At 69.3% G+C, this 20,396-nt stretch carries 16 protein-coding genes and 1 pseudogene; 8 read left to right on the top strand and 9 right to left on the bottom strand.

From position 1 onward, the window contains the following. Nucleotides 1-12: 12 nt before the first annotated feature. Both WMF46_RS08365 and WMF46_RS08360 read left to right on the top strand, forming a co-directional pair. Complete coding sequence (locus WMF46_RS08365; protein ID WP_437985137.1) at nucleotides 13-1,257, top strand: transposase; 1,245 nt, start codon at nucleotides 13-15, stop codon at nucleotides 1,255-1,257. A 222-nt stretch (nucleotides 1,258-1,479) separates the two neighbouring features. Further along, nucleotides 1,480-1,689, top strand: a pseudogene (locus WMF46_RS08360) (LysR substrate-binding domain-containing protein); the annotation flags it as partial. 3 nt (nucleotides 1,690-1,692) lie between these two features. Here the strand turns inward: WMF46_RS08360 and WMF46_RS08355 are convergent. From WMF46_RS08355 to WMF46_RS08335, 5 genes are all read right to left on the bottom strand, one after another. Next, nucleotides 1,693-3,297: a hypothetical protein gene (locus WMF46_RS08355; protein WP_437985136.1), complete on the bottom strand. Its 1,605-nt coding sequence runs from the start codon at nucleotides 3,295-3,297 to the stop codon at nucleotides 1,693-1,695. A 117-nt stretch (nucleotides 3,298-3,414) separates the two neighbouring features. Then, a complete protein-coding gene (locus WMF46_RS08350) occupies nucleotides 3,415-4,494 on the bottom strand; it encodes a hypothetical protein (RefSeq protein WP_437985135.1) in 1,080 nt (359 codons plus the stop codon). Between the two features lie 89 nt (nucleotides 4,495-4,583). Beyond that, complete coding sequence (locus WMF46_RS08345; protein ID WP_437985134.1) at nucleotides 4,584-4,766, bottom strand: hypothetical protein; 183 nt, start codon at nucleotides 4,764-4,766, stop codon at nucleotides 4,584-4,586. 532 nt (nucleotides 4,767-5,298) lie between these two features. Then, nucleotides 5,299-5,532, bottom strand: coding sequence for a hypothetical protein (locus tag WMF46_RS08340; RefSeq protein WP_437310285.1), 234 nt, complete (start codon nucleotides 5,530-5,532; stop codon nucleotides 5,299-5,301). 353 nt (nucleotides 5,533-5,885) lie between these two features. Beyond that, nucleotides 5,886-6,797, bottom strand: coding sequence for a sigma-70 family RNA polymerase sigma factor (locus WMF46_RS08335; RefSeq protein ID WP_437985133.1), 912 nt, complete (start codon nucleotides 6,795-6,797; stop codon nucleotides 5,886-5,888). Nucleotides 6,798-7,021: 224 nt separating this feature from the next. Here WMF46_RS08335 and WMF46_RS08330 point away from each other — a divergent pair, with 224 nt between their 5' ends. The 3 genes from WMF46_RS08330 (at nucleotide 7,022) to WMF46_RS08320 (ending at nucleotide 13,797) form a co-directional block, all read left to right on the top strand. Then, nucleotides 7,022-11,647, top strand: a complete 4,626-nt coding sequence (locus WMF46_RS08330; protein ID WP_437985132.1) for an nSTAND1 domain-containing NTPase — start codon at nucleotides 7,022-7,024, stop codon at nucleotides 11,645-11,647. Between the two features lie 836 nt (nucleotides 11,648-12,483). Next, a complete protein-coding gene (locus WMF46_RS08325) occupies nucleotides 12,484-13,191 on the top strand; it encodes a hypothetical protein (protein ID WP_437985131.1) in 708 nt (235 codons plus the stop codon). A gap of 321 nt (nucleotides 13,192-13,512) precedes the next feature. Then, nucleotides 13,513-13,797 carry a hypothetical protein gene (locus tag WMF46_RS08320; RefSeq protein ID WP_437985130.1) on the top strand — a complete coding sequence of 95 codons (285 nt, stop codon included), beginning with the start codon at nucleotides 13,513-13,515 and terminating at the stop codon, nucleotides 13,795-13,797. Between the two features lie 389 nt (nucleotides 13,798-14,186). On the opposite strand, the gene WMF46_RS08315 is transcribed toward WMF46_RS08320, so the two are convergent. The 4 genes from WMF46_RS08315 to WMF46_RS08300 all read right to left on the bottom strand — a co-directional run bounded on the left by WMF46_RS08315 (nucleotide 14,187) and on the right by WMF46_RS08300 (nucleotide 17,923). After that, the gene (locus WMF46_RS08315) at nucleotides 14,187-14,606 is read right to left on the bottom strand and encodes an outer membrane protein assembly factor BamB family protein (RefSeq protein ID WP_437550867.1); all 420 of its coding nucleotides are present in this window, start codon (nucleotides 14,604-14,606) and stop codon (nucleotides 14,187-14,189) included. Nucleotides 14,607-14,882: 276 nt separating this feature from the next. Then, nucleotides 14,883-15,659, bottom strand: coding sequence for a hypothetical protein (locus WMF46_RS08310; protein WP_437985129.1), 777 nt, complete (start codon nucleotides 15,657-15,659; stop codon nucleotides 14,883-14,885). Nucleotides 15,660-15,829: 170 nt separating this feature from the next. Then, on the bottom strand, nucleotides 15,830-16,519 hold the full coding sequence (locus WMF46_RS08305) for a hypothetical protein (protein ID WP_437985128.1): 690 nt from the start codon (nucleotides 16,517-16,519) through the stop codon (nucleotides 15,830-15,832). A gap of 273 nt (nucleotides 16,520-16,792) precedes the next feature. Next, the gene (locus tag WMF46_RS08300) at nucleotides 16,793-17,923 is read right to left on the bottom strand and encodes a hypothetical protein (RefSeq protein ID WP_437985127.1); all 1,131 of its coding nucleotides are present in this window, start codon (nucleotides 17,921-17,923) and stop codon (nucleotides 16,793-16,795) included. A 266-nt stretch (nucleotides 17,924-18,189) separates the two neighbouring features. Here WMF46_RS08300 and WMF46_RS08295 point away from each other — a divergent pair, with 266 nt between their 5' ends. From WMF46_RS08295 to WMF46_RS08285, 3 genes are all read left to right on the top strand, one after another. Beyond that, the gene (locus WMF46_RS08295) at nucleotides 18,190-18,516 is read left to right on the top strand and encodes a hypothetical protein (protein WP_437985126.1); all 327 of its coding nucleotides are present in this window, start codon (nucleotides 18,190-18,192) and stop codon (nucleotides 18,514-18,516) included. A gap of 17 nt (nucleotides 18,517-18,533) precedes the next feature. Further along, nucleotides 18,534-18,971, top strand: coding sequence for a cupin domain-containing protein (locus WMF46_RS08290; protein ID WP_437985125.1), 438 nt, complete (start codon nucleotides 18,534-18,536; stop codon nucleotides 18,969-18,971). Nucleotides 18,972-19,226: 255 nt separating this feature from the next. Beyond that, complete coding sequence (locus WMF46_RS08285; protein ID WP_437985124.1) at nucleotides 19,227-20,366, top strand: glucose 1-dehydrogenase; 1,140 nt, start codon at nucleotides 19,227-19,229, stop codon at nucleotides 20,364-20,366. Nucleotides 20,367-20,396: the final 30 nt, after the last annotated feature.

Genomic DNA, 20,396 nt, shown 5'->3' with positions numbered 1-20,396 from the left:
CAGCGCCGGAGCATGGTCTCGGCGCAGTGGGGCGTCAAATTTATAGTCCCGCAGTCTGCTTCTATCAGGACCTCTGTCGGCCATCGCTCACGCCACACCTACACGCAGACCACGATTCATCGCTTCTCGGCGGACCAGGCTTTCGGTATCCTCGATCCTCCTCCAGCCACCAAGGCAGCAAGGAAGAACGCCATGTCGCAACATTGGACGATCGCGGGCGCGCTGCTCGCCTTTGCGCTGCTCGACGCCGCCTGCGCCGACCCCGAGCAGGACGCTTCCTCCGGCGCGGCGAGCGGCGGTTCCACCTCGGTGAGCCTGCACGTGGTCTTCCTCGACGGGGCTTATCACGAAGACGGCACACGAGCTCGTGTGGAACGAACTCGGTCATCTTCCAACTCGCGCGGTCGGTCAGGTCATAGAGCACGCCGTCGGGCGGATGCTCCGTTACCTTCGGCGGCACGGGCATCTCGAAATCGAGCACGACGTCGAGGAGGACGGCGAGCCCGAGGCAGCGCTCTGTGCCTCCGCCGTCTCGGGACGAGAGTCGCGCCACACGTCGTCGCCCCGCAATGGCTCCGCGGGCTCTCGCCGTCTTCGCCGAGCGCGCTCGCGTACGACAAGCCGCTGTGCGCTGCGCTCGATGGCTTCACCTTGCACGCAGCGACGCGCGCCGGTGCGCACCATGCCGCGGCGAGGGAGGCGCTGCTGCGTTACGTGCTGCGACCCCCGATCGCAAACGAGCGCGTCGAGCCGCAGCAGGACGGCCTGGTGCGGCTGTCGCTCAAGCGCGCCTTCGCTGACGGGACTGTCGCGGTGGACATGGATCCGCTCTCGCTCCTGTGCCGCCTCGCGGCCAGCGTCCCGCCGCCGCGCTTTCACACCGTCAAGTACGCTGGCGTGCTCGCCTCGGCAAGTCGCCCACGTTGGCGCGCAAGCGCATCGGACCGCGCCCTGCGAAGCCAGAAGAGCCTACGAAGGCGGACGAAGACGCCGCTTCGAAACGCAAGCGTGGCGGCTATCGGGCGGTCGACAAACCGCGCCGAGCTCTTGCGCCGCACATTTGCGATCGACGTCCTCGAGTGCCCAGCTTGCAAGGGGCGGATGAAGCTCGTCGCCATGGTGACCGAGCCAAGGAACATCGCCCGCTTCCTCTCCGCGCTCGGCGAGCCGACCGATGTTCCAGCACGCTCTCCCAACGCCCACGTTGCACCCGCCGTACTGGAAGAGCACCGTTCTGCGCCGCAAGGCGCCCGGTGACGCCGCATAACGTCTCGCGACGCGCCTCCCGGGCCAGACCAACGCCCGGACGGACACGTGTGCCCACGGCACGCCGATGCGCCCCTAGCGCGCTCGGCGCCGCCCGGACCACGCTCTTTCGACCCAGGACCGAGCCATCACGACGCTCGCGGTCCACCCTTTCGGTTTGCTGCGCACCACTTCTTCGCGCTGCGATCCGGCTTCTTTTACCTACGCGCTCCGCTCCTCGCGGCGTGCCTCGCAGGCCAAGGGATCGCGCAGGTGATCGAGCTCTACGTGCGCGAGCACCTGGCCGACGGACGGCTGGTTCAAGTGCTCCCGGAGTGGGCCGAGGAGACGTATCCCCTCTACGCGTACCATCACTCCGCGCAGCTCATGTCGGTCAAGGTCCGCGCGTTCCTGGAGTTCGTCGTCGCGCTGACACGCGCGTAGCGTTCAGTGCGTCGTCGCGCCGCCGAGCGTGGGGACCGCCTCGTCGCTCTCCACCGCGAGCGCGGCCGAGGTCGTCGGCGTGGAGCACGTGTTCCCGTCCGCGTGCGCCGCGAGGAAATCCTCGAGCACGCCCTCGCGGTGCGGGAGGAAGAAATCGGTGAGCGCCGTCGAGAGCTCCCCGTCCTCCTTGACATGGACGAACCGGCGCGGCGTATCCTCCACGGGCCACGTCACGTTGTTGCCGAGCGAGTCGCCGGCGCTCAGCTGGTGGCACCCGGCGCACGACTGGGTGGTGGCGCGGTTGGCCACGTCCGCGGGCGTGAAGACGCTGTCCCGCCCGAGGCGCACGAGCTCGGCCTGGATCCGGTCGCGCAGATCGAGGTTCGGCAGCGAATTGAACTCCGGCAGCAGCTGATTCAGGTAGTCGTTGCTGTCGTCGACGGTGCTCTGGCCCGCGTTGTAGAGGGCCTCCCTCGAGTTCTTGAGCTGGATATCGTTGATGTCGCCGCTGAGGGTCGTGAGCTTGTCGACCGACTCGAGGAAGTCGTCCATGAACCACGTGTAGCGGAAGTCGCTCTGGTCGAAGTTCGTGCCGAACAGCTCGCCGAAGGGGTTCTCCTTCACCGTGACCGGCTTGAAGGTGAGCCGATCCCCGCCGTTCGGCCCGTCGGGGGTCTTCGCGATCTTGAACTCACGGAGCTGCCAGATCTGGCCGGGCTGGACCTGCCCGGGGGCGCCGGGGTTGCCCATGAACTGGTTGGTGCGGATCTGGCCCGTGCCGCGGCGGCCTCCGGGGCCGTGGACCGCGTCGGCGAAGTTGTCCGGGTGGAGCACCGGACCGAAGCCGGCGTCGAGCAGGCCGACGGTGAAGAACGTCTCGAGCTCGTTGGCGCGCTCGGCCGCGTCCAGGGTCGAGAGGCGCGCCCAGAACTCGGCCACCGGGAGGCATGCGGCGAGGCCGCATTCGGGGTGGGGGTTCGGGAGCTGGGCCTCGAAGATGAACAGGTTGCGGTCGGCGATGCCGGCCGTCTTCTTGGCGTAGACGATCCGGTACTCGCCGCAGTGCGAACCGTCCAGCGGCGCCAGATCGAAGCGGTTCACGACCGCGATCGGCTCCACGAAGTGCGGCGAATCCGGGTCGAACGGATCGCTCGTGGCGAGGCGGCCCTCCCTCCGGCCGCACGAGATCCGGTAGCCGTTGAGCGCGGGAAAACCTTCGCTGTTGGTCTGGTCGTCGCAATGGATGGCGTCGGGGAACTGAGCTCCAACGGAGGGGTTGAAGAAGTCCCACCAGCGGCGGTAGAGATCGAGGGGGGTCTGTTCATCGAAGGTCCCCGCCCTGATGATGAGCTGATTGAGGACGAACTGGAGCGGGAACCGGGTCATGGCTTGCGGGTCGGTGACCTTCGTGAGGATCAGCGATCGCAGCGGCTCGATATCCAGCGGGGCCGACAGCGCCTGCCGGCGCTCCGCGGCGCGCTCCTCGGCGTCGATGCCGGCGACCTCGCCGGGCGCGCCCGCGTCGCCGCACGCGGCCAGAGAGGCGGACGCCGCGGCGCACATGACCGCCGCGGCAAACGGGAACCTGGAGGCATAACGAAGGTGCATGAACACTCCTGTGGAGTAGGGTGGACCGGGGTCGATAGCGGGATTCATACCAACGTCGCTCGCGCCGAGCTCGGCCACCGCCGGGGCATGCGCGAGCGCATGCCCCGGCGTATCGCTTCACGGATTGTAGTCAGGATTGTAGTCGCAGAGGCAAACTGACCATTCATTCTCCGGGGGGGTCCACCAGGACCCCGTCCAGCTCGACTCGGTCCAGGGGACGTTCCTCCAGATGTCGCACACCTGCCGGCACACCTGCGTCGCGTGATGCGGGGGCCAGATCGGCGCAACTTTCTTCTCGACGGCGCCGTCGGCGGGTATCTTGATCTGAGCCGAGGTATACCCAGGGACATCCCAGGCCTCGCTCAGGCGACCTTCCTTGAACTCGCACGTCGTGTCGAAGTGAACGAAGGAGCTGCAGTCAGGGTCGCTCAGGCAGGAGAGCGCGCACCCCTCGAGGTCGAGCCCGAGCTGGGTCTTCCAGATCTCTCCGTCGAGGACCTTCCCCTGGCCGACGTCGAACAGATCAGATGGAGTCTCTTCGAAATAGGCACTGCTCTCAGCGCTGAACAGGTAGGGGTAGTCGAGGTGGTTCAGCCGGTTGTGCGGGTAGTAGGCGCCATTGCACATGATGTTTTTCGTAGGCCATTGCGACGCGCAGTCGGAATGCGGCATGCCGAACGTATGCCCGAGCTCGTGGCCGATGCTTCCGATCCTGCGCAGGTCCCCCTGCTCGGCTCCATCGATGATCCACTTGGGCATGACGGCTGCGCCGAAGTTGGCGGCCGCCCCGTTGTCGTTCACGCTCGAGATGTCGGCCTCCAGGAAGATGATGTACTTGTGGTTGGCGTCCCCCGTGCAGGCGTCAGGGTACACGTCCCTGGCCGCGTTGCAGGCGTTTCCGAGCCAGTACCACTCTGCCAGGCCGCCGTGAAAGCCGTCGGGGTTGGTCAGGAACCAGCTCGTGTCATGATGGCTTCGAACCGTCACGACGTCGTCCGTGGTCATCGTGGCGCCGTAGTTGTGCCATGTCTGACGGTTGTGCTCGACGGCGTTCGCGACGAGAGCGGCGCGGTCACTTCGCTGCGCGTCGCTCGGCACGACGTAGAGGACACGAACACTCTTTGTGCTCGCTTGGGCACTCGCCGTGGCGGCGAGAAGCGTGGCTCCGAACATGGCGAAGGCGAATGTATTTCTCATGGTGTCTCCTTTACGAGGCGCGTGATCTCGCACGATGTGAGGGCTCGCGTGGGCAATCACGGCTGGCCGAGAGGCGAGCGCTTCCATCGTCATTGCTTGGCGCTGCCTGGCGCTGTCCAACGGTGTTCAACGCTGTTCAAATCCATTTCATCGACGTTTCTGTCTAGCGGATCGTATTCAGCGACCGCCGTGCGCAGGTATTTGTTGCCAGGGTAGTTCTCGGCGGCTTGCGTGTGCGAAGTGCCCCACCACCAGGCGAGGCCGGCGCTCACGAGGCCTCCGCCGGACTGCATGAAGGCGCCGCGCTCGCGGCGTCCGAGCTATCTGATCCTGTCGCATCGTGGGCGGGCGAGCACGCGAGCGGCGCCGACGCGAGGAGGGCGGCGGTGGCGAGGAAGGAGGCGAAGCGAGGGCGAGCAGGTCGTGAAGGCGTGCCCATCGGTACCCAGCGAGGAGAACGCGGCGCGCGGGTGATTGCGTCGTTCTTGATGCTCTTCGATTGCATGATGCTTCTCGTTGTTTTTTCTCGGCGATTTCGCCGATTCGTCTACAGCGCTCCCCCCCGCGGTGTGGCCAGATCCCTCCCCTCGGGAGGAGGACCGGGGCTCACATCGCTCTGCCCACTTGAAGGTCACTGCGACGTGGACGAAGTCTCAAAAATAGTTTGGCGAGGGCATGGCTACCCCGACGGCCGCAAACGTCCTTCGCGCGCGCGGGGCTAGCTTTTGTCTCCCGAGACAAGGCGGCACCCCACGTGCGCTACGCGAAGCGCAGCCCTCCCGCCGTACGTTTGCGAAAGGAGCTCTATTCGCGGAGGAGCGAGGCGACGCTCACGTCGAGCCGGCCCTGGATCAGCCTGGCCAGGCTCGCGTACTGCGACTCGGTGAGACCGAGCTTGGCGACGAGCTCTGCGCGCGTGAACTCGCGCAGCGCCTCGCGCGCGCCCGCAAGCCAACGCGCCGCCGTGGCTCGCCCGACTTGGTAATGCGCGCCAAGGACGTCGATGCTCAGGCCGTCGCCCCGCGGCGTCCGAGCCATCTGCCCCTCTCGGATCGCCCGGGGGCGCGCACGCGAGGGGCGCCGACACGAGGAGGGCGGCGGTGGCGAGGAAAGAGGCGAGGCGAGGGCGAGGAGGGACTGGCGGCGCGCCCCTCGGTCGGCTGCGAGGAGGACGCGGCGTGCGGGTGATCGCGTCTTTCTTGATCCTTTTCGGGTGCATTTTTCTCGTCACGCTGTATCGGCGACGTGCGACGTCGCCGAACGATCCACGGCGTTTCGCGGTGGTGCCAGACCCTTCCTTCGCCAGGAGGGCCGGGGGCTCACACCCGCGTGCCTACCGGGAAGTCACCGTGAGGCGGACGAAGTCTCAAAAATAGTCTGGCGAGGTGTGCCTACTCACGGAGGAGCGAGGCGACGCTCACGTCGAGCCGGCCCCGGATCAACCTGGCCAGGCTCGCGTACTGCGACTCGGTGAGGCCGAGCTTGGCGACGAGCTCCGCGCGCGTGCCCTCGCGCAGCGCCTCGCGCGCGGCCGCAAGCCAGCGCGCCGCCGTGGCGCGCCCGACCTGGTAATGCGCGCCCAGGACGTCGATGCTCAGGCCGTCGAGCAGGTGGAGGCGAAGCAGCGCGCGTTGCTTCGGCGAGAGGCGCCCCATCGCGACGCGCACGGCCTCTTCGAACTCGGCCTTGTAGCGCGCCTCGAGGTAGGCGGCCTCCACGTCGACGGAGGCGGCGATCTCCCGCTCCTCGTCGAGCGGGGTGCTCGCCATGTCCGCCTTGCGCCGCCGCAGGTTGATCGCGGTGCGTACCGCGATCACGCGCAGGAAAGTCCGGAGCGGCGCGCGCCCCGCGTACCCGGCAATCTTCGGCGTGGCCGAGGGCGGCGCGCTGAAGAGGCCCTCGAGGACCACCTGCCGGAGGTCGTCGGCGAAGGCGGGCGACGGCTCGACGCGGGCCGCCGCGCGCGCGATCACCCCGGAGAACTCCCGCTCGAACGCGGCGTGCGCACCCGGTACCCCGAGGACGCAGGCGCACGCCAGGTAGACGTCGGCCGCGAGCGACGGAGGCGGCAGCGCGCCGCCCGCGGCCGAGCAACGCTCGCCGAGGTAGCGCGCCAGCGCGGTCGCCTCGACGGCGATGGCCGGGAAGGCCGCCTGCCCCGCCTCGAAGAGCGCCGCGATCGTCGCGCCGGGATCGGCCTCGGGCATCACCCCGCCCCCGCCGAGGCCCGCCGCGAACGCAGAAGAGAGACCGCTCGCTCGATCCACCTGCGGAGAATGGCTGATGTCGGCGCGGGCCGTCAAGAAGGCGTGTCGCCTGACAGCCCCGCTCCGTGTGGTAAGAGTCGGGCACCATCGAGCCGACGTCGGACTGCCCCACAGACAACCAGCTCGCAGAGTACGCCGCGTATCCGTCAGGTTTCGAGGCGATCGCGCACCACATCGACGGATGTGCGGTTTGCCGCGTCATCGTCGCTCGGCTGGCCGAGCTGGAGTTCAGTAGCGTGGCGGTGCCTCCGGGAGAATCCTTGCGTGGCGTCGCCAAGGGATCGCCGCCGGGGGAGGTCCTCCAGACCAGCGATCAGGACGACGCGACGGGCGCCCTCGGTCGCGCGCGGATCGCCACCGCAGCCCTGCGGTCGCGACCCCTGCACCCGGCGGTCGCGGCTCCGCAGGTGGACTCCACCCTCAAGCACTACGAGATCATCCGCAAGCTGGGCCAGGGTGGCATGGGCGTGGTCTACCTGGCCCGCGACACCAAGCTGGGCCGACTGGTCGCCGTCAAGGTCCTCCTCGAGTCCGACGGCCGGAGCGCCGAGCGCTTCCTCGCCGAGGCGCGGTCCACGGCGCGCTGCAAGCACGAGAACATCGTGGTGATCCACGAGGTGGACGAGGTCGACCGCGTTCCTTACATGGTGCTCGAGCACCTGGAGGGCCGCACGCTGCGCGCCTTCCTGGTCGAGCGAGGAGGGCCGCTGCCGCTGAGCCTCGCGGTCGAGCTGATGCTCCCGGTGGTGCGCGCGCTGGGCTGCGCCCACGCGCTCGGGATCGTGCACCGTGACCTCAAGCCGGAGAATGTCTTCTTGACCGAGGCGGGGCCGATCAAGGTGCTCGACTTCGGTATCGCCAAGCAGCTCGACGCCGACGAGATCGAGCGGCTCGCGGCCCAGGGCGCGAATTCGCGCTGGCTACCGGCGTTGACGCAGGAAGGAGCGCTCGTCGGCACCGTCCCGTACATGGCGCCGGAGCAATGGCGGGCGGAGAAGGTCGATCCCAGGACGGATCTGTGGGCCGTGGGGATCATGCTCTTCGAGCTCTGCACCGGGACGCACCCGCTCGCGCCGTTCGCGGTGGGGCAACTCGGGCAGGTTCGGCGTCTCGACGTGCCCATGCCGCGCGCAAGCGACACGCGTCCCGACCTGGGCGCGCTGGGCGACGTGATCGATCGCTGCCTGAAGAAGCGCCCGGACGAGCGCTTCGGCGGAACCGAGGAGCTCATCGCGGCGCTCGAGCCCTTGCTGCCGGGCGCGAAGGCGCCGGCGCTCCGCGAGGACGAGAGCCCCTTTGCCGGGCTGGGCGCGTTCCAGGAGGTGGACGCCGGGCGCTTCTTTGGGCGCGATCACGACGTCGCCGCGCTCGTCGGACGTCTTCGCAGCCAGCCGCTCGTGATGGTTGCCGGGCCGTCCGGCGCGGGAAAATCGTCGTTCGTGCGCGCGGGCGTGATCCCGGCGCTGAAGCGCTCGGGCGAGCCCTGGGAGGCGTTCACGCGCAGGCCGGGGCGAAGGCCGCTCCACGCGCTCGCCGACCTGCTCGCGCAGATCGCGGCCACGCCGGTGACGACGGGAGCTCCACCCGACGCGTCGAGCTCGCACGCCTTCTCCTCGGCGAGCGATCCCGATGCGCTCATCGCGGCCCTGCGCGCCCAGCCCGGCCTCCTGGGCGCCCGGCTGCGCGCGCGTTGCCGCAGCCAGAGCGCCGAGCACAAGATTCTCGTCTTCGTCGATCAGCTCGAGGAGCTTTACACGCAGGGCATCGATCCGGCGGAGCGGGCCGCGTTCGTCGCGTGCCTGGAGGGCGTCGCCGACGACGCGTTGTCCCCGCTCCGCGTCGTGCTCTGCATGCGCTCGGACTTCCTCGACCGGCTGGCCGAAGATCGCCGGCTCATGACCGAGGTGACCCGCGGGCTCTGGTTCCTGCCGCCCCTCGACCCGAACGGCCTCGTGGCGGCGCTGATGCGGCCGGTCGAGGCTCTCGGCTATCGCTTCGAGACCGCCGAGATGACGCTAGCGATGCTCCGCGCCCTGGAGAGCGCGGCGAGCCCCCTGCCGCTCTTGCAGTTCACCGCGACCAAGCTGTGGGAGGCGCGCGATCGTGGGCGCCGGCTCCTGACGCAAGAGAGCTACGAGAAGCTCGGGGGTGTCGCGGGCGCGCTCTCCACCCATGCCGACGCGGTGCTCGCAGGTCTCTCGGGGATCGAGCAGAGCCTCTGCCGGGCCGTCTTCCTCCGCCTGGTCACGCCCGAGCGGACGCGCGCCGTGGTGAGCTTGCCCGACCTGCGAGAGCTCGACGAACAGGCAGACGCCGTGGACCGGGTAGTCTTCCGCCTCTGCGAGGCGCGGCTGCTCTTGATCGAGACCGCCGAAGAGCGCGCGTTCCCGACGGTGGAGCTCGTGCACGAGTCGCTGATCGAGAGCTGGCCCAAGCTCGGGCGATGGCTGGACGACAACCAGGAGGCGGCGGAGTTCCTCGCGCGGGTGCGCCCCGCGGCCAAGCAATGGGAGGCGAGCGGCTGCGCCGACGGCCTGCTCTGGCGAGGCGAGGCGGCGGAGGAAGCCCGGCGCTGGCAGAAGCGGCAGGGCCCGGCGGCGGGCGCGCAGCAGGGCGCGCGGGAGGCGCGCTACCTCGCGGCGGTGGTGGCGCTGGGGGAGCGGGAACGACGGAGGAGGAGGCAGGTCGTCGCGGTGCTGTTCGGTGCCCTGAGCCTGGTCGTGCTCCTGGTCTCCGCTCTGGCGGTCCAATCGAAGCGGGCGGCGGAGAGGGCCGAGGCGGAGAGGGCCGAGGCAGAGCGCAGCGCCGCGAGCGCCCGGAATGCCACGCGGATGGCCGCGGCCCGCGAGTGCCAGGGAGACCCCACCACGATGCTCGCGCTACTCCGCGAGATCGAGCCGGGCCCGGCGCCGCCGGGATGGGGCGAGCTTGCGCGGTGGGCACGGGGTGCAGGCGTCGCCACGATGGTGCTCCTCCACGAGGATTTGGCCTGGTCTGCCGCATTCAGCCCCGACGGCCAGCGCATCGTCTCCGCTTCGTGGGACAAGACGGTGCGCGTGTGGAACAGTGACGGCTCGGGACTGCCCCTCGTGCTCCGTGGTCATGAGGACCACGTCTTCGCGGCGGCGTTCAGCCCCGACGGCCAGCACATCGTCTCCGCGTCGGCAGATAAGACAGTGCGCGTGTGGAACGCTGACGGCTCGGGACTGCCCCTCGTGCTCCGTGGTCACGACGCTGTCGTCTATGCAGCAGCGTTTAGCCCTGACGGCCAGCGCATCGCCTCTGCGTCGTGGGACAAGACGGTGCGCGTGTGGAACAGTGACGGCTCGGGACTGCCCCTCGTGCTCCGTGGTCACGACGACCGCGTCGATGCGGCGGCATTCAGCCCCGACGGTCAGCGCATCGTCTCGGCGTCGATGGACAAGACAGTGCGCGTGTGGAACGCCGACGGTTCGGGCCAGCCCCTCGTGCTCCGTGGTCACGACGATTTCGTCCTTACGGCAGCGTGGAGCCCCGACGGCCGACGCATCGTCTCCGGGTCCGAAGACAGGACGATGCGCGTGTGGAACGCCGACGGCTCGGGCCAGCCCCTCGTGCTCCGTGGTCACGACGGTAGCGTCTATGGGGCGGCGTTTAGCCCCGACGGCCAGCGCATCGTCTCCGCGTCTTTTGACAAGACGGCGCGCGTGTGGAACGCCGACGGCTCGGGCCAGCCCCTCGTGTTCCGTGGTCACGCAGACCGCGTCCCTACGGCGGCGTGGAGCCCCGACGGCCAGCGTATCGTCTCCGCGTCCGAAGACAGGACGGTGCGCGTGTGGAACGCCGACGGCTCGGTCCGGCCCCTCGTGCTCCGTGGTCACAGCGACTGCGTCAACGCGGCGGCGTTCAGCCTCGATGGCCAGCGCATCGTCTCCGCCGCTTCTGACAGGACGGTGCGCGTGTGGAAGGCGGACGGCTTGGGCCAGCCCCTCGTGCTCCGTGGTTGCGACCATATCGTTTTTGGGGCGGCGTTCAGCCCCGACGGCCGGCGCATCGCCTCCGCGTCGTGGGACGGGACGGTGCGCGTGTGGAACGCCGACGGCTCGGGCCAGCCCCTTGTGCTCCGTGGCCATGACGGTGGCGTCAATCCAGCGGCGTGGAGCCCCGACGGCCAGCGCATCGTCTCCGCGTCGCAGGACAAGACGGTGCGCGTGTGGAACGCCGATGGCTCGGGCCAGCCCCTCGTGCTCCGTGGTCACGACGCTGTCGTCTATGGGGCGGCGTGGAGCCCCGATGGCGGGCGCGTCGTCTCCGCGTCGAAAGACAAGACGGTGCGCGTGTGGAACGCCGATGGCTCGGGCCAGCCCCTCGTGCTCGGTGGTCACGACGGTGACGTCCATACAGCAGCGTGGAGCCCCGATGGCCAGCGCATCGTTTCCGCGTCGCAGGACAAGACGGTGCGCGTGTGGAAGGCCGACGGCTCGGGCCAGCCCCTCGTGCTCCTTGGACACGACGACCGCGTCTACGCGGCGGCGTTTAGCCCAGACGGCCAGCGCATCGTTTCCGCGTCGCAGGACAAGACTGTGCGCGTGTGGAAGGCCGACGGCACGGGACAACCCCTCGTGCTCCTTGGGCACGACGATGCCGTCAACACGGCGGTGTGGAGCCCCGATGGAAGGCGCATCGTCACGGCCTCGGACGACAAGACGGTGATCGTGTGGAGCGACCTCGAGCCGCTCTCGGGCGCCGACGACCCGAAGCTGTGGACCGCGACCAACTACTGCATGCCGCTCGACATCCGCCAGCGCCTGCTCGGCTTCCCGGAGGATCAGTCCCGCGCCGACCACGAGCGCTGCCAGCGTCGTGTCCGTGAGGTCCAGACGCAAGCCGCCTCGCCCGGGCGCTGATGGTCCGTGACCACCGACGTCGGCGCTGGCTTGCGGGCGCGCGCGCGTCGGCCTCGCCTGGGCTCCCCGGGACGTCGACTGCCATATGCCCCGACGTCATGATGCCGCCCTTGTCGGGCAGGAAGGTGTTGCCGAGGTAGTAGTCCTCGTCCCCGGGGAACTGCGTGCGCGTCTCGGAGACGATATCGCTCGACAGGTTGATGAGCACGCAGCTCGACGCGGCGTCCCAGGTCGGCCGCGAAAAGGCCACCGGCATCGGGCGCGGCGCAGTGGGGCTTGTCGTCCGCTGTCGTCCGCGAGTGTCAGCAGGGTACAGAACTACGTAGGATGCCTACCGCTTGGTGCTACGTCGGGGTAATTCCAGGCGTTTCAGGCGTGGAAGACCTGGCTAATCGCATTAGGCCCGTTCTGTCAATGAGCTCGTCCAGTCGGACTCCACGAGTCAGGGACGGCTCCGAGAATCGCAGGCGAGCCGCCCACCGCAGCTCGCGAGTGGAGCAGGCGGCACGCGCCCGGGCCACCGCTTCCAGGCGACGTCCAAGACCACTGGGTCTCCGGCTGCGTGCAGATCCAGACGATGCTCCGCTGTTCGGCCTGGCCTCGATCGATGCCCCGGTGTATACCACCTCTACCCGGTCTGGATGGAGCACGCCGCCGCTGGCGCGCCGACTGCTCCTGGCGAAACGTGGGGATCGGTTCGTCGCAAGAGAACACGCTGCAACGAAGAGCGGAGTTCATGTCGCTCTCCCTGGCACGACGAATAGATTTTCCGAAACGGAGATGCGTTGATGAGCTCGATGATGGCGTGGAGAGTGCTACTCCTTTCGATGAGTCTCGTGGGCAGCGCGGCTTGCAACGAGATCACGGGAGTGGGCCGCCTCGATTTCGACGGCGATCCCGCCGCGGCGGCCGGCGGGGTCGGTGAGCCGGATCCGGGCGCCGGCGAGGGCGGAGGCGCCGGTGGTACGCCCTTTTGCGTTGCCTCTCCCGCGGACGACTTCGACGGCGACACGCTCGCGGAGCACTGGGAGCCGCTCAACGGCGTCCCCCCGGGCGCTCCGCAGGACGGCGAGCTCGTCTTCGAGCTGTCGGACCCCGAGCCCGGACAGCACATGTCGGTCATCTCGAAGGCCAGGTACGACCTGACAGGCTGCCACATCGCCATCGAGGTCGTCTCGGGCTTCAACCCCGGCTCGAACGCGTACGCGCACGTCTCGGCGGTCACCGAGGACGCTCAGTACATCGAGATGGGGTTCGCCGGGACGCAGCTCGATATCAAGCTCGGCACGGGGCCGTCACCCCCCATCCTCACGTCGGTCGACTACGATCCTACGGCACCGCTGTTCGTCGCGTTCGGCGAGTCGGATGGCCGGCTCACCTGGGAAACTTTCCAGGACGGCTACGAGTGGACAGTGCAGCACGCCGAAGACAGCACGACCTCTGTCTCCTCGCTCCGCATCGTGATCGGCGCCGGCACGATCGACGCCGCCCCCACGGAGCCGCCCGGGGTCGCGCGGTTCGACCACCTCAACGTCCTTCGGTGAGGCGTGCGGCCGCGGGACCTCCGCGCAGCGCCGCGACCTCTTCGTCGTTGCCTCTGCTCGACGCCGTTCACCGCACGAGGCGGTCGAGATACCCGGTCAGCACCTTGGAGATGCCTGAGCGCCCGCCCGTCGCGGCGGCCGCTGCGCGGGGCAGGCTCCGCACACCGTCCTCCCGGTGCACAGGTGTCTTCCCGTGAATCGAGGATGCTGGACCGCCGCTCGTGGTTCCGTGCGGGAAGCGGTGTGTTGCCGGGGCGCGGACTGCTCTGCGCCCGCGGGGCCTGTCAGTCTGGACGGGTCGGCAGGCCTCCGGTGGCGCGCGTGCTGTTCGGTTTCATGCTCTTCGTCTTCGGCCTCAACGGCTTTCTGGGCTTCATCCCGCCCCCCGGGGTGCCGGAGCGCGCGGCGGCGTTCCTGGATGCCCTGACGGCGATGGGGTACATGGTGCCGCTCATCAAGCGCGTGGAGGTCGCCGCCGGGGCGCTGTTGCTCGCGAACCGCTTCGTCCCGCTCGCGCTGGTGCTGAAGGCCACCAGCCGACTCTCTTCGCAGCGCTCGCACCGGGGCCGCACGAACCCGCGGCAGAGCAGCCCGCAGTCGAGGTAGGCTTCGAGCTCCTTCTTCGCGTGCTTGGGTGTCCGGACGGCGATGGCGCCGTCGTCGATGGCCCCGTACAGCGTCTCCACGTTGTCGCGCACGATCTCGTAGAGCGTCGTCTTCTCGGGACGACGGCTCCTCGCGCGGTGCCTCCGGGACGCGGCCGAGCCGGAGCAGGCGTTCGCGGCCTTCGAGCGTCTGCGGCGGCCGCGCGTCGAGGCGATCGTCCGCAAGGCGCGGCGGCACGGCAGCCGCAAAGCGGTCGCCGGTCCGGTGGCCGAGTGGTCCCGCGACCGGGCGCTGCCGCTGTTACTGCGGCTCGGCGCGGCGGTGCAGGCGCGCGTGCACGCATACCGGATCGACTGGGAGGCGCGGGCGGCGTAGCGCCGGGGGGGGCGTCAGTCCTTGTCGTCCGGCTGCGCCACATTGTCCGGCACGCCCAGGGCGACCGGGCCCATCCCCTTGCTCTTGAACTGGTTGTGCCAGAGGCTCTTGCCGGTGAGCGAGAAACACTCCACCTCGCCCTGCTTGGCGACGAAGAGCCGGTCTCCCTCCAGGAGGAGCGTGGCGCGGCCCTGCGTGGCGGCCTTCACCTCCCAGAGCAGCTCGCCCGTCGGGTAATGCAGACAGGCGACGCTGCTGAAGCTCGCCGCGTAGATCGCCGCAGGCGTGATCAGGAGCGCTGTGGAAGAGAAACCGACCCCGGCCTGCTTGTACTCCCAGAGCACGCGCCCGGTGGCCGGGTCGACGCCGAAGATCTGATCCTGGAACGCCGCCACCAGCACCGGCGCCGCCGCGATTGTTCGGTATTCGCTCATACGTCCCCTCGCTTCCTGATTGCGTCCAGCGAGCTATCAGCGGGGGGGCGGCGCGGCAAGCTGCGAGCACGTGCGGGGTCGCGAGCCGCGCGCACGGCGAAGATGCGAGCTCGCATGGGCTCCTGGCGGAAAGGTGATGCGGGGAGCGAGCTCATCTCAAGCGGCTCCTCGCTAGCGCCGTTGCCCGTGGGGGACACGTGGCACGTGCGCGTCCTGAGCCGCATCGGCGATGCCGTGAGCCCTCCGGACGCCGAGCCGCAGACCCCCCGCCCCGCGTCAGACCCCCGTCGCCAGCACGGTGACGGGGGTGGTCGGGAAGACGCGCTTGCGAGCGCCATCGAAGCGCACGCGGACGACGTTGCCCGGCGAGAGCTTCCGGAGAGACTCCTCGCCGGCGAGGAGGGTCTCCTGATCGACGAAGGCCGGACTGCCGTCGTCGGGGACGACCTCGAAGACGACCACGACGAAAAAGCCATTTTGCTTCACGAACTCCCGCACCACCGAGCAACGGAGGACGCGCCCGCGGCCGAGGGAGCCGAACGATGCGACAAGGGTGGAGGCGAGGTGCCGCAGGAACCGCGCGAGCTGTAGAATCGCGAAGAGGCCCCCCGCCGCGACGAGCGCCAGGTACGCCGGCGACTCGACTGCCTGTGTTGCGGCCCAGGCGGCGATCCCGGCGCCCCCGAAGACGAAGACCGCGTGGAGGAAGAAGCCGAAGCCGTTGATCGGCAAGTGACGGACGAGCGTCCAGTAGGCCGAGAGGAACACGCTCTCCACGGCCCGCTCGGCTTCGTCTCTGGACACGGACGCTGCCCGCGCATAGTGGGCAATGGCCTCGTCGCGCTTGCCGTCGACGAGCAGCTGCTTGACGCGCTCGATGTCGTCCTTCGAGACGCTCTGCGCCCTGATTTGCGCGACGGCGGCGCCGGTGGCGGGCCGCTCGACGAAGAGGCTCGTGTTGCAGAAGATGCAGATGACGTTGCGCAGCCCCGGCTCGACGGAGAGCGGCGCGCCGCAGTTGGGGCAAGGGGTCATCGAGAGCAGCAGGCTCATGGGCGGGGAAGCCTACCTCAGACCTCGCCTGGGCTCGAGCGTGGCGCGAACCATCGTGACCGTCAACACGCCGGCAGGTCACCTACGGGCGCGAGCGCGCTCGCCCCTCCGGTATCGCCGGCAGACCGAGCAACCGCCCGATCGCATCGTGAACCACCCGGGCCGCCTCCTCATCCCTGAGGGCTACGGCGCGGCTCAGGGTGCCGGCGAGCGATGACGGCCGCGACCAGGTACGCCGGGCGCTGCTCCGAGGCGAGGCGCGCGCGCTCGGGCTCCACTGCGGCGACGAAACCCACGGAGAGCTGGACGACCCCCTCGAGCTCCGGAAGCACGGCGGGCACCTCGCGGATCTCCTCTTCGGGAATGCTGCGCAGCAAGAGCGGCCCGTTGATGTCCGAACCCTGGCAGGAGACGCGCCCGTCAGCGTGGAGGAAGCACATGTGCATGGGATGGTTAGACGCAGCGACGACGTCGCCGAGGCCCGGACGCTCGACCGGGCCGGCCAAGCGCTCCTGCCGGAGGACTCCGCTCCACCAGCAGAAGACCTCTCCGGAGGCGGTGATGGCGCAGTTCGGAGCGCCCTCCGCGATGCGCACGGCGCACTCTGCGGCAGCGCAGGAGGGAGCCGGCGCCGGGCCGGTCGATGTGCTTGTCGAGCCGGTCGAGGGAGCATCCTCGCCACCGGCGCCGGCGCCGCCGGTCCCCGCGCCGGCAGCACCGCCGCCGGTCCCCGTGACGGCAGCACCGCCGCCGCTGCCACCCGAGGTGCCGTGCGGGGCGATCTCGACGTAGCCGCAGGCGGCAGGGGCGGCGGGGAGAGCAACGACATAGAGGAAAGGAGCGACAATGGAGCGGGGCATGAGGTCCTCCGTTCGGCGGGCGCCTTCGCCGTACGGAGGAACTATGGGAGCGGGCGGCGGGGGCGCTCCTTAAACAGATCTTAAAGCGATGCCGGTCAGCCAGCTCGGGCGACGCGGTGGTGGCGCAGGACGGCGCGCTGACGAGCAAGACCCGGCAGGGACGCCTCCTGCGCAGGTAGACGGCGCGGCGGTGCCCTTCGCTCACCAGGCGCGTCGAGCGAACGCCCGCGCCGTTGCGCAGCCCCGCGCGCAACGGCGCGCAACGCCCCGTCGTCAGGGGCACGTCGCCGAGTCGTCGTTGTTGCTCACATACGCTTCTGGAACGCCGGTCCGCTCACGGAGCTCTTCCGCTTCACAGGTGGGGAGCTTCGGGTTCGTCGTGATCTCGAGACCGTAGTGGATCCGCTCGAGCGAAGAGAGTCCGTCGATGCTGGTGAGCTCCGGGTTGTTTGAAATGGTGAGATTTTGCTCGATCGCCCGGAGCGCAGAGAGTCCATCGATGGAAGTGAGCACGGCGTTGCTCGCGATGGTGAGATCTTGGTAGATCGTCTCGAGCGCCGAGAGCCCCCCGAGGCTCTCGAGCTTCGCGTTGCCGATGACGAGGAGGTTGGCGAGCTGACTCACGCCGTCGAGGCCCTGCAAGTTCCTGAGAGCCAAGTTGGATTTGAGCACCACCGCGCCCGTGCCGGTCAGGTTGCGCAGCCCGGCGAGGCTCGCCAGGACAGGGTTGTTCTCGATCTGGATGCCATGGCGCACCGTCGTCAAACTCTCGAGTCCGCCCAGGTCAGCGAGGCGGAGGTTCGAATGGATGTTCAACGAGCCCTCCACGACCTTCAGGCCATGAAGCCCCGTCATGCTCGCGAGCGTATCGTTGTTCACGATCGTCAACCCCGCCGCGATGGACTCGAGCCGCTCGAGCCCCTCGAGCGTGGGCAGGTTACGCGTGTACCGGAGGGTGATCGTGCCCGTGACGTGCCGCAGACAGCCAAGGCGGTGCAGCCGGTTCACCCCTTCGCTGAGCGTCAGGTCCCCCTGGACCTCCGAGATGAGCGGCAATTCGTCGATATCGACCTGGTGCTTCAAATCGAGCGAGCTCGAGATGGGCCGCGCCGTGGCGCAGTCCAGCTCCGTGGGTGCCCCCGCGCTCCCGCCGGTTCCCTCCGGAACCCCGCCGCTCGTGCTGCCCGCGCCCACGCCGCCCGAGCTCGCTGACGCGCCGCCGTCGCTCGACCCAGCCGATCCGAACAGGCCACCCGTGCCGGAGCCGTTGCCCGTGGCTCCGCCCGCGCCACTCGCTCCAACTCCTCCTGCTGACGCCGTGTTCCCGGCCTCCCCGGAGCCGTCGACCTCGGAGGAGCTTCCCCCTTCCCCGTCGCTCGCGGCGCCCGGATCGTCAAGGAGCACCCTACCGCAAGCCAATGGGCCTCCTGCTGCGACGAGCCCTGCCGCCGCAATCGGCGCCCAGCACCAAACCCCCCTGCTACGCACCGGCATGACCGAACCTCCGCCACCCAGTATATGCTCAGGCGATGCCCTGGGGTGAGGGTGGCGCCCGGCGAAGCCGCGCGGATCGAGTCCACACCGTCACGCGCGCCGCAGGTTGCGCCACCATTGATGTAAATGTGCCATGAGCCCGAAGCGCCGGAGCACCGGGCCCCCGCGGCGCATTCATGGCTCGGGCGCGCGACGAGCCCGTCATGATTCGACGGCATCGTTCTCCGGTGCCTGGCAGTGCAGGTGAAGCTCTTTCACATGCGCGGCGCGTGCTCACGCGCCGATCGTTCACCGACACGCGGCTCCTCCGCGACGGCACGCCGCGTGCTCGCGACGAGGTGATGCGCTGGGCAGCGTTCCTCAACGCCCGTATGCACAGGGCCTTCAAGCCGATCTTCACGCCGCGTCGGTTCCTCGCTGCCCTCAAGCTTCTCCGCTTCAGCGAACGCATGCACGCCGACCCGGCCGCGCAGAAGGCGCTCGCGCTCGACGAGTCTCCCTGACCGACCACGAGGATCCCATGCTCCAGAATCTCCGTCTCGCCTCTCGCACTTCGCGGTTCGTGAAGAGCGCCACCACCTTGGCGATCGTCGCGGTGAGCCTGCTCGCCCGCCCCGCTGTCGCCGCGCCCGAGCCGGTCGTCACGACGCTCCTGACGAAGGAGCTCGCGAACATCCCCGGCAAGGAGGTGATGATGCTCCTCGTCGACTACCCCCCCGGCGGCGCCGATCCGGTGCACCGTCACGACGCCCACGGCTTCATCTATGTCCTCGAGGGCTCGATCGTGATGGGCGTGAAAGGCGGCAAGGAGGTGACGCTCACCCCTGGCCAGACCTTCTACGAGGGGCCCAACGACATCCACACCGTCGGCCGGAACGCGAGCACCAAGAAGCCCGCGAAGTTCCTGGTCGTGCTCGTGAAGAACCGGGGCGTGGCCCCGTTGCTGCCCGTCCACTGATGCATCTCGTGGAGAGCCGGCAGCAAGCGGCCAGTCGAGTCAGGTCCAATCCGGTCAAACGCGATCACACGGGAGAGCTCACCGCCCCCGCGCCCGCCGGGACGCGGCCGCCCTCTCCAGAGCGGTAGGTCACCGGCGAGTGCTCGCCACGGGCTTGCCGCATCCAGACGAACGACCCATGGGACCCGGCGCCGGCGTGCCCTGCCTGGCACGCACCACGACGAGCGAGCAGGTGCTCGCAGGAAGAGGGGACGCGTGAAGTCGGTCGCTGCCTTGATGGCCGAGAGGGTTGTGTGTCTCGTCGACGAGGAAGACCGACCGGACGCTCGGCGGCTGGCGAACGGGCACGCGCTGCTCCGCACCCTCGCGGTCGGACTGTGCGGGACCGACCGGGAGATCGCCGCGTTCACGTACGGGTCCGCCCCGGCAGGGACGGACCGGCTCGTGCTGGGACACGAGGCGCTCGCCGAGGTCGTGCAGACGGGTGAGGGCATGGTTCGCCTTCGTCCCGGAGATCTCGTGGTGCCGACCGTGCGTCGGCCCTGTGCCAGAATCGAGTGCCCGGCCTGCCGCGTCGGGCACCAGGACTTCTGCGCGACGGGCGAGTTCATCGAGCGCGGTATCTCCGGGGCGGGCGGCTTCATGACCGAGCTCTTCGTCGAGGAGGAGCGCTACCTCGTCCCCGTCCCTCCGGGGGTCGGCGAGCTCGGCGTCCTCGTCGAGCCGCTGAGCGTCGTGGCCAAGGCGTTCGCCCAGCTCGACGCCGCCCTGACGCGCCTGCCCTGGGAGGACGACGCACCGCGGGGCCTGGTCCTCGGCGCCGGACCGATCGGCGTGCTCACGGCGATGGGGCTGGTCGCGAACGGTTATCGGGCGGTCGTGTATTCGAGGGAGCCGACGGACGGCGCTCAGGCGCTCTTCGTGCGCAGCATCGGCGCCGACTACGTATCGAGCGAGTCCACCGACGTCGCGGGGCTGGTGAGTCGCCACGGGCGGTTCGACGTGATCATCGAAGCGGTCGGCGTGCCGGCGTTCGCGTTCAAGACCCTCCCCGCGCTGGCAGCGAACGGCGCGTTCATCCTCACCGGCATCCCTGCGCCGGGGCCCGCGATCGACTTCGACGCATCCGGCCTGATGCGCGATCTCGTCCTCCAGAACCAGCTGATGTTCGGGACCGTGAACGCCGGCCGCAAGTCCTACGAGGCAGCCGTCCGGATGCTCGAGCAGTTCCTGATCCTGTTTCCCGACGCCGCGCGCCGGGTGATCGCGCGGCGGATCTCGCTCGACGAGGCGCCGGCCTTGCTGCGCGCAGGGGGTGGTGGAGCGAAGACGGTGATCCACATCGCAGAGGCCGGAATGGCGACGCGCGATGAAGGGCTTCGGGCCGCTGGGTAGGCCGTGGCGCCCCCTCGTCCAGGAACCGGG

The sequence above is a fragment of the Sorangium sp. So ce117 genome (assembly GCF_051524395.1).
Classification (GTDB): domain Bacteria; phylum Myxococcota_A; class Polyangia; order Polyangiales; family Polyangiaceae; genus Sorangium; species Sorangium cellulosum_B.
The sequence above is the reverse complement of the archived record's forward strand: the minus strand, read 5'-3'. Positions and strand labels throughout refer to the sequence as shown.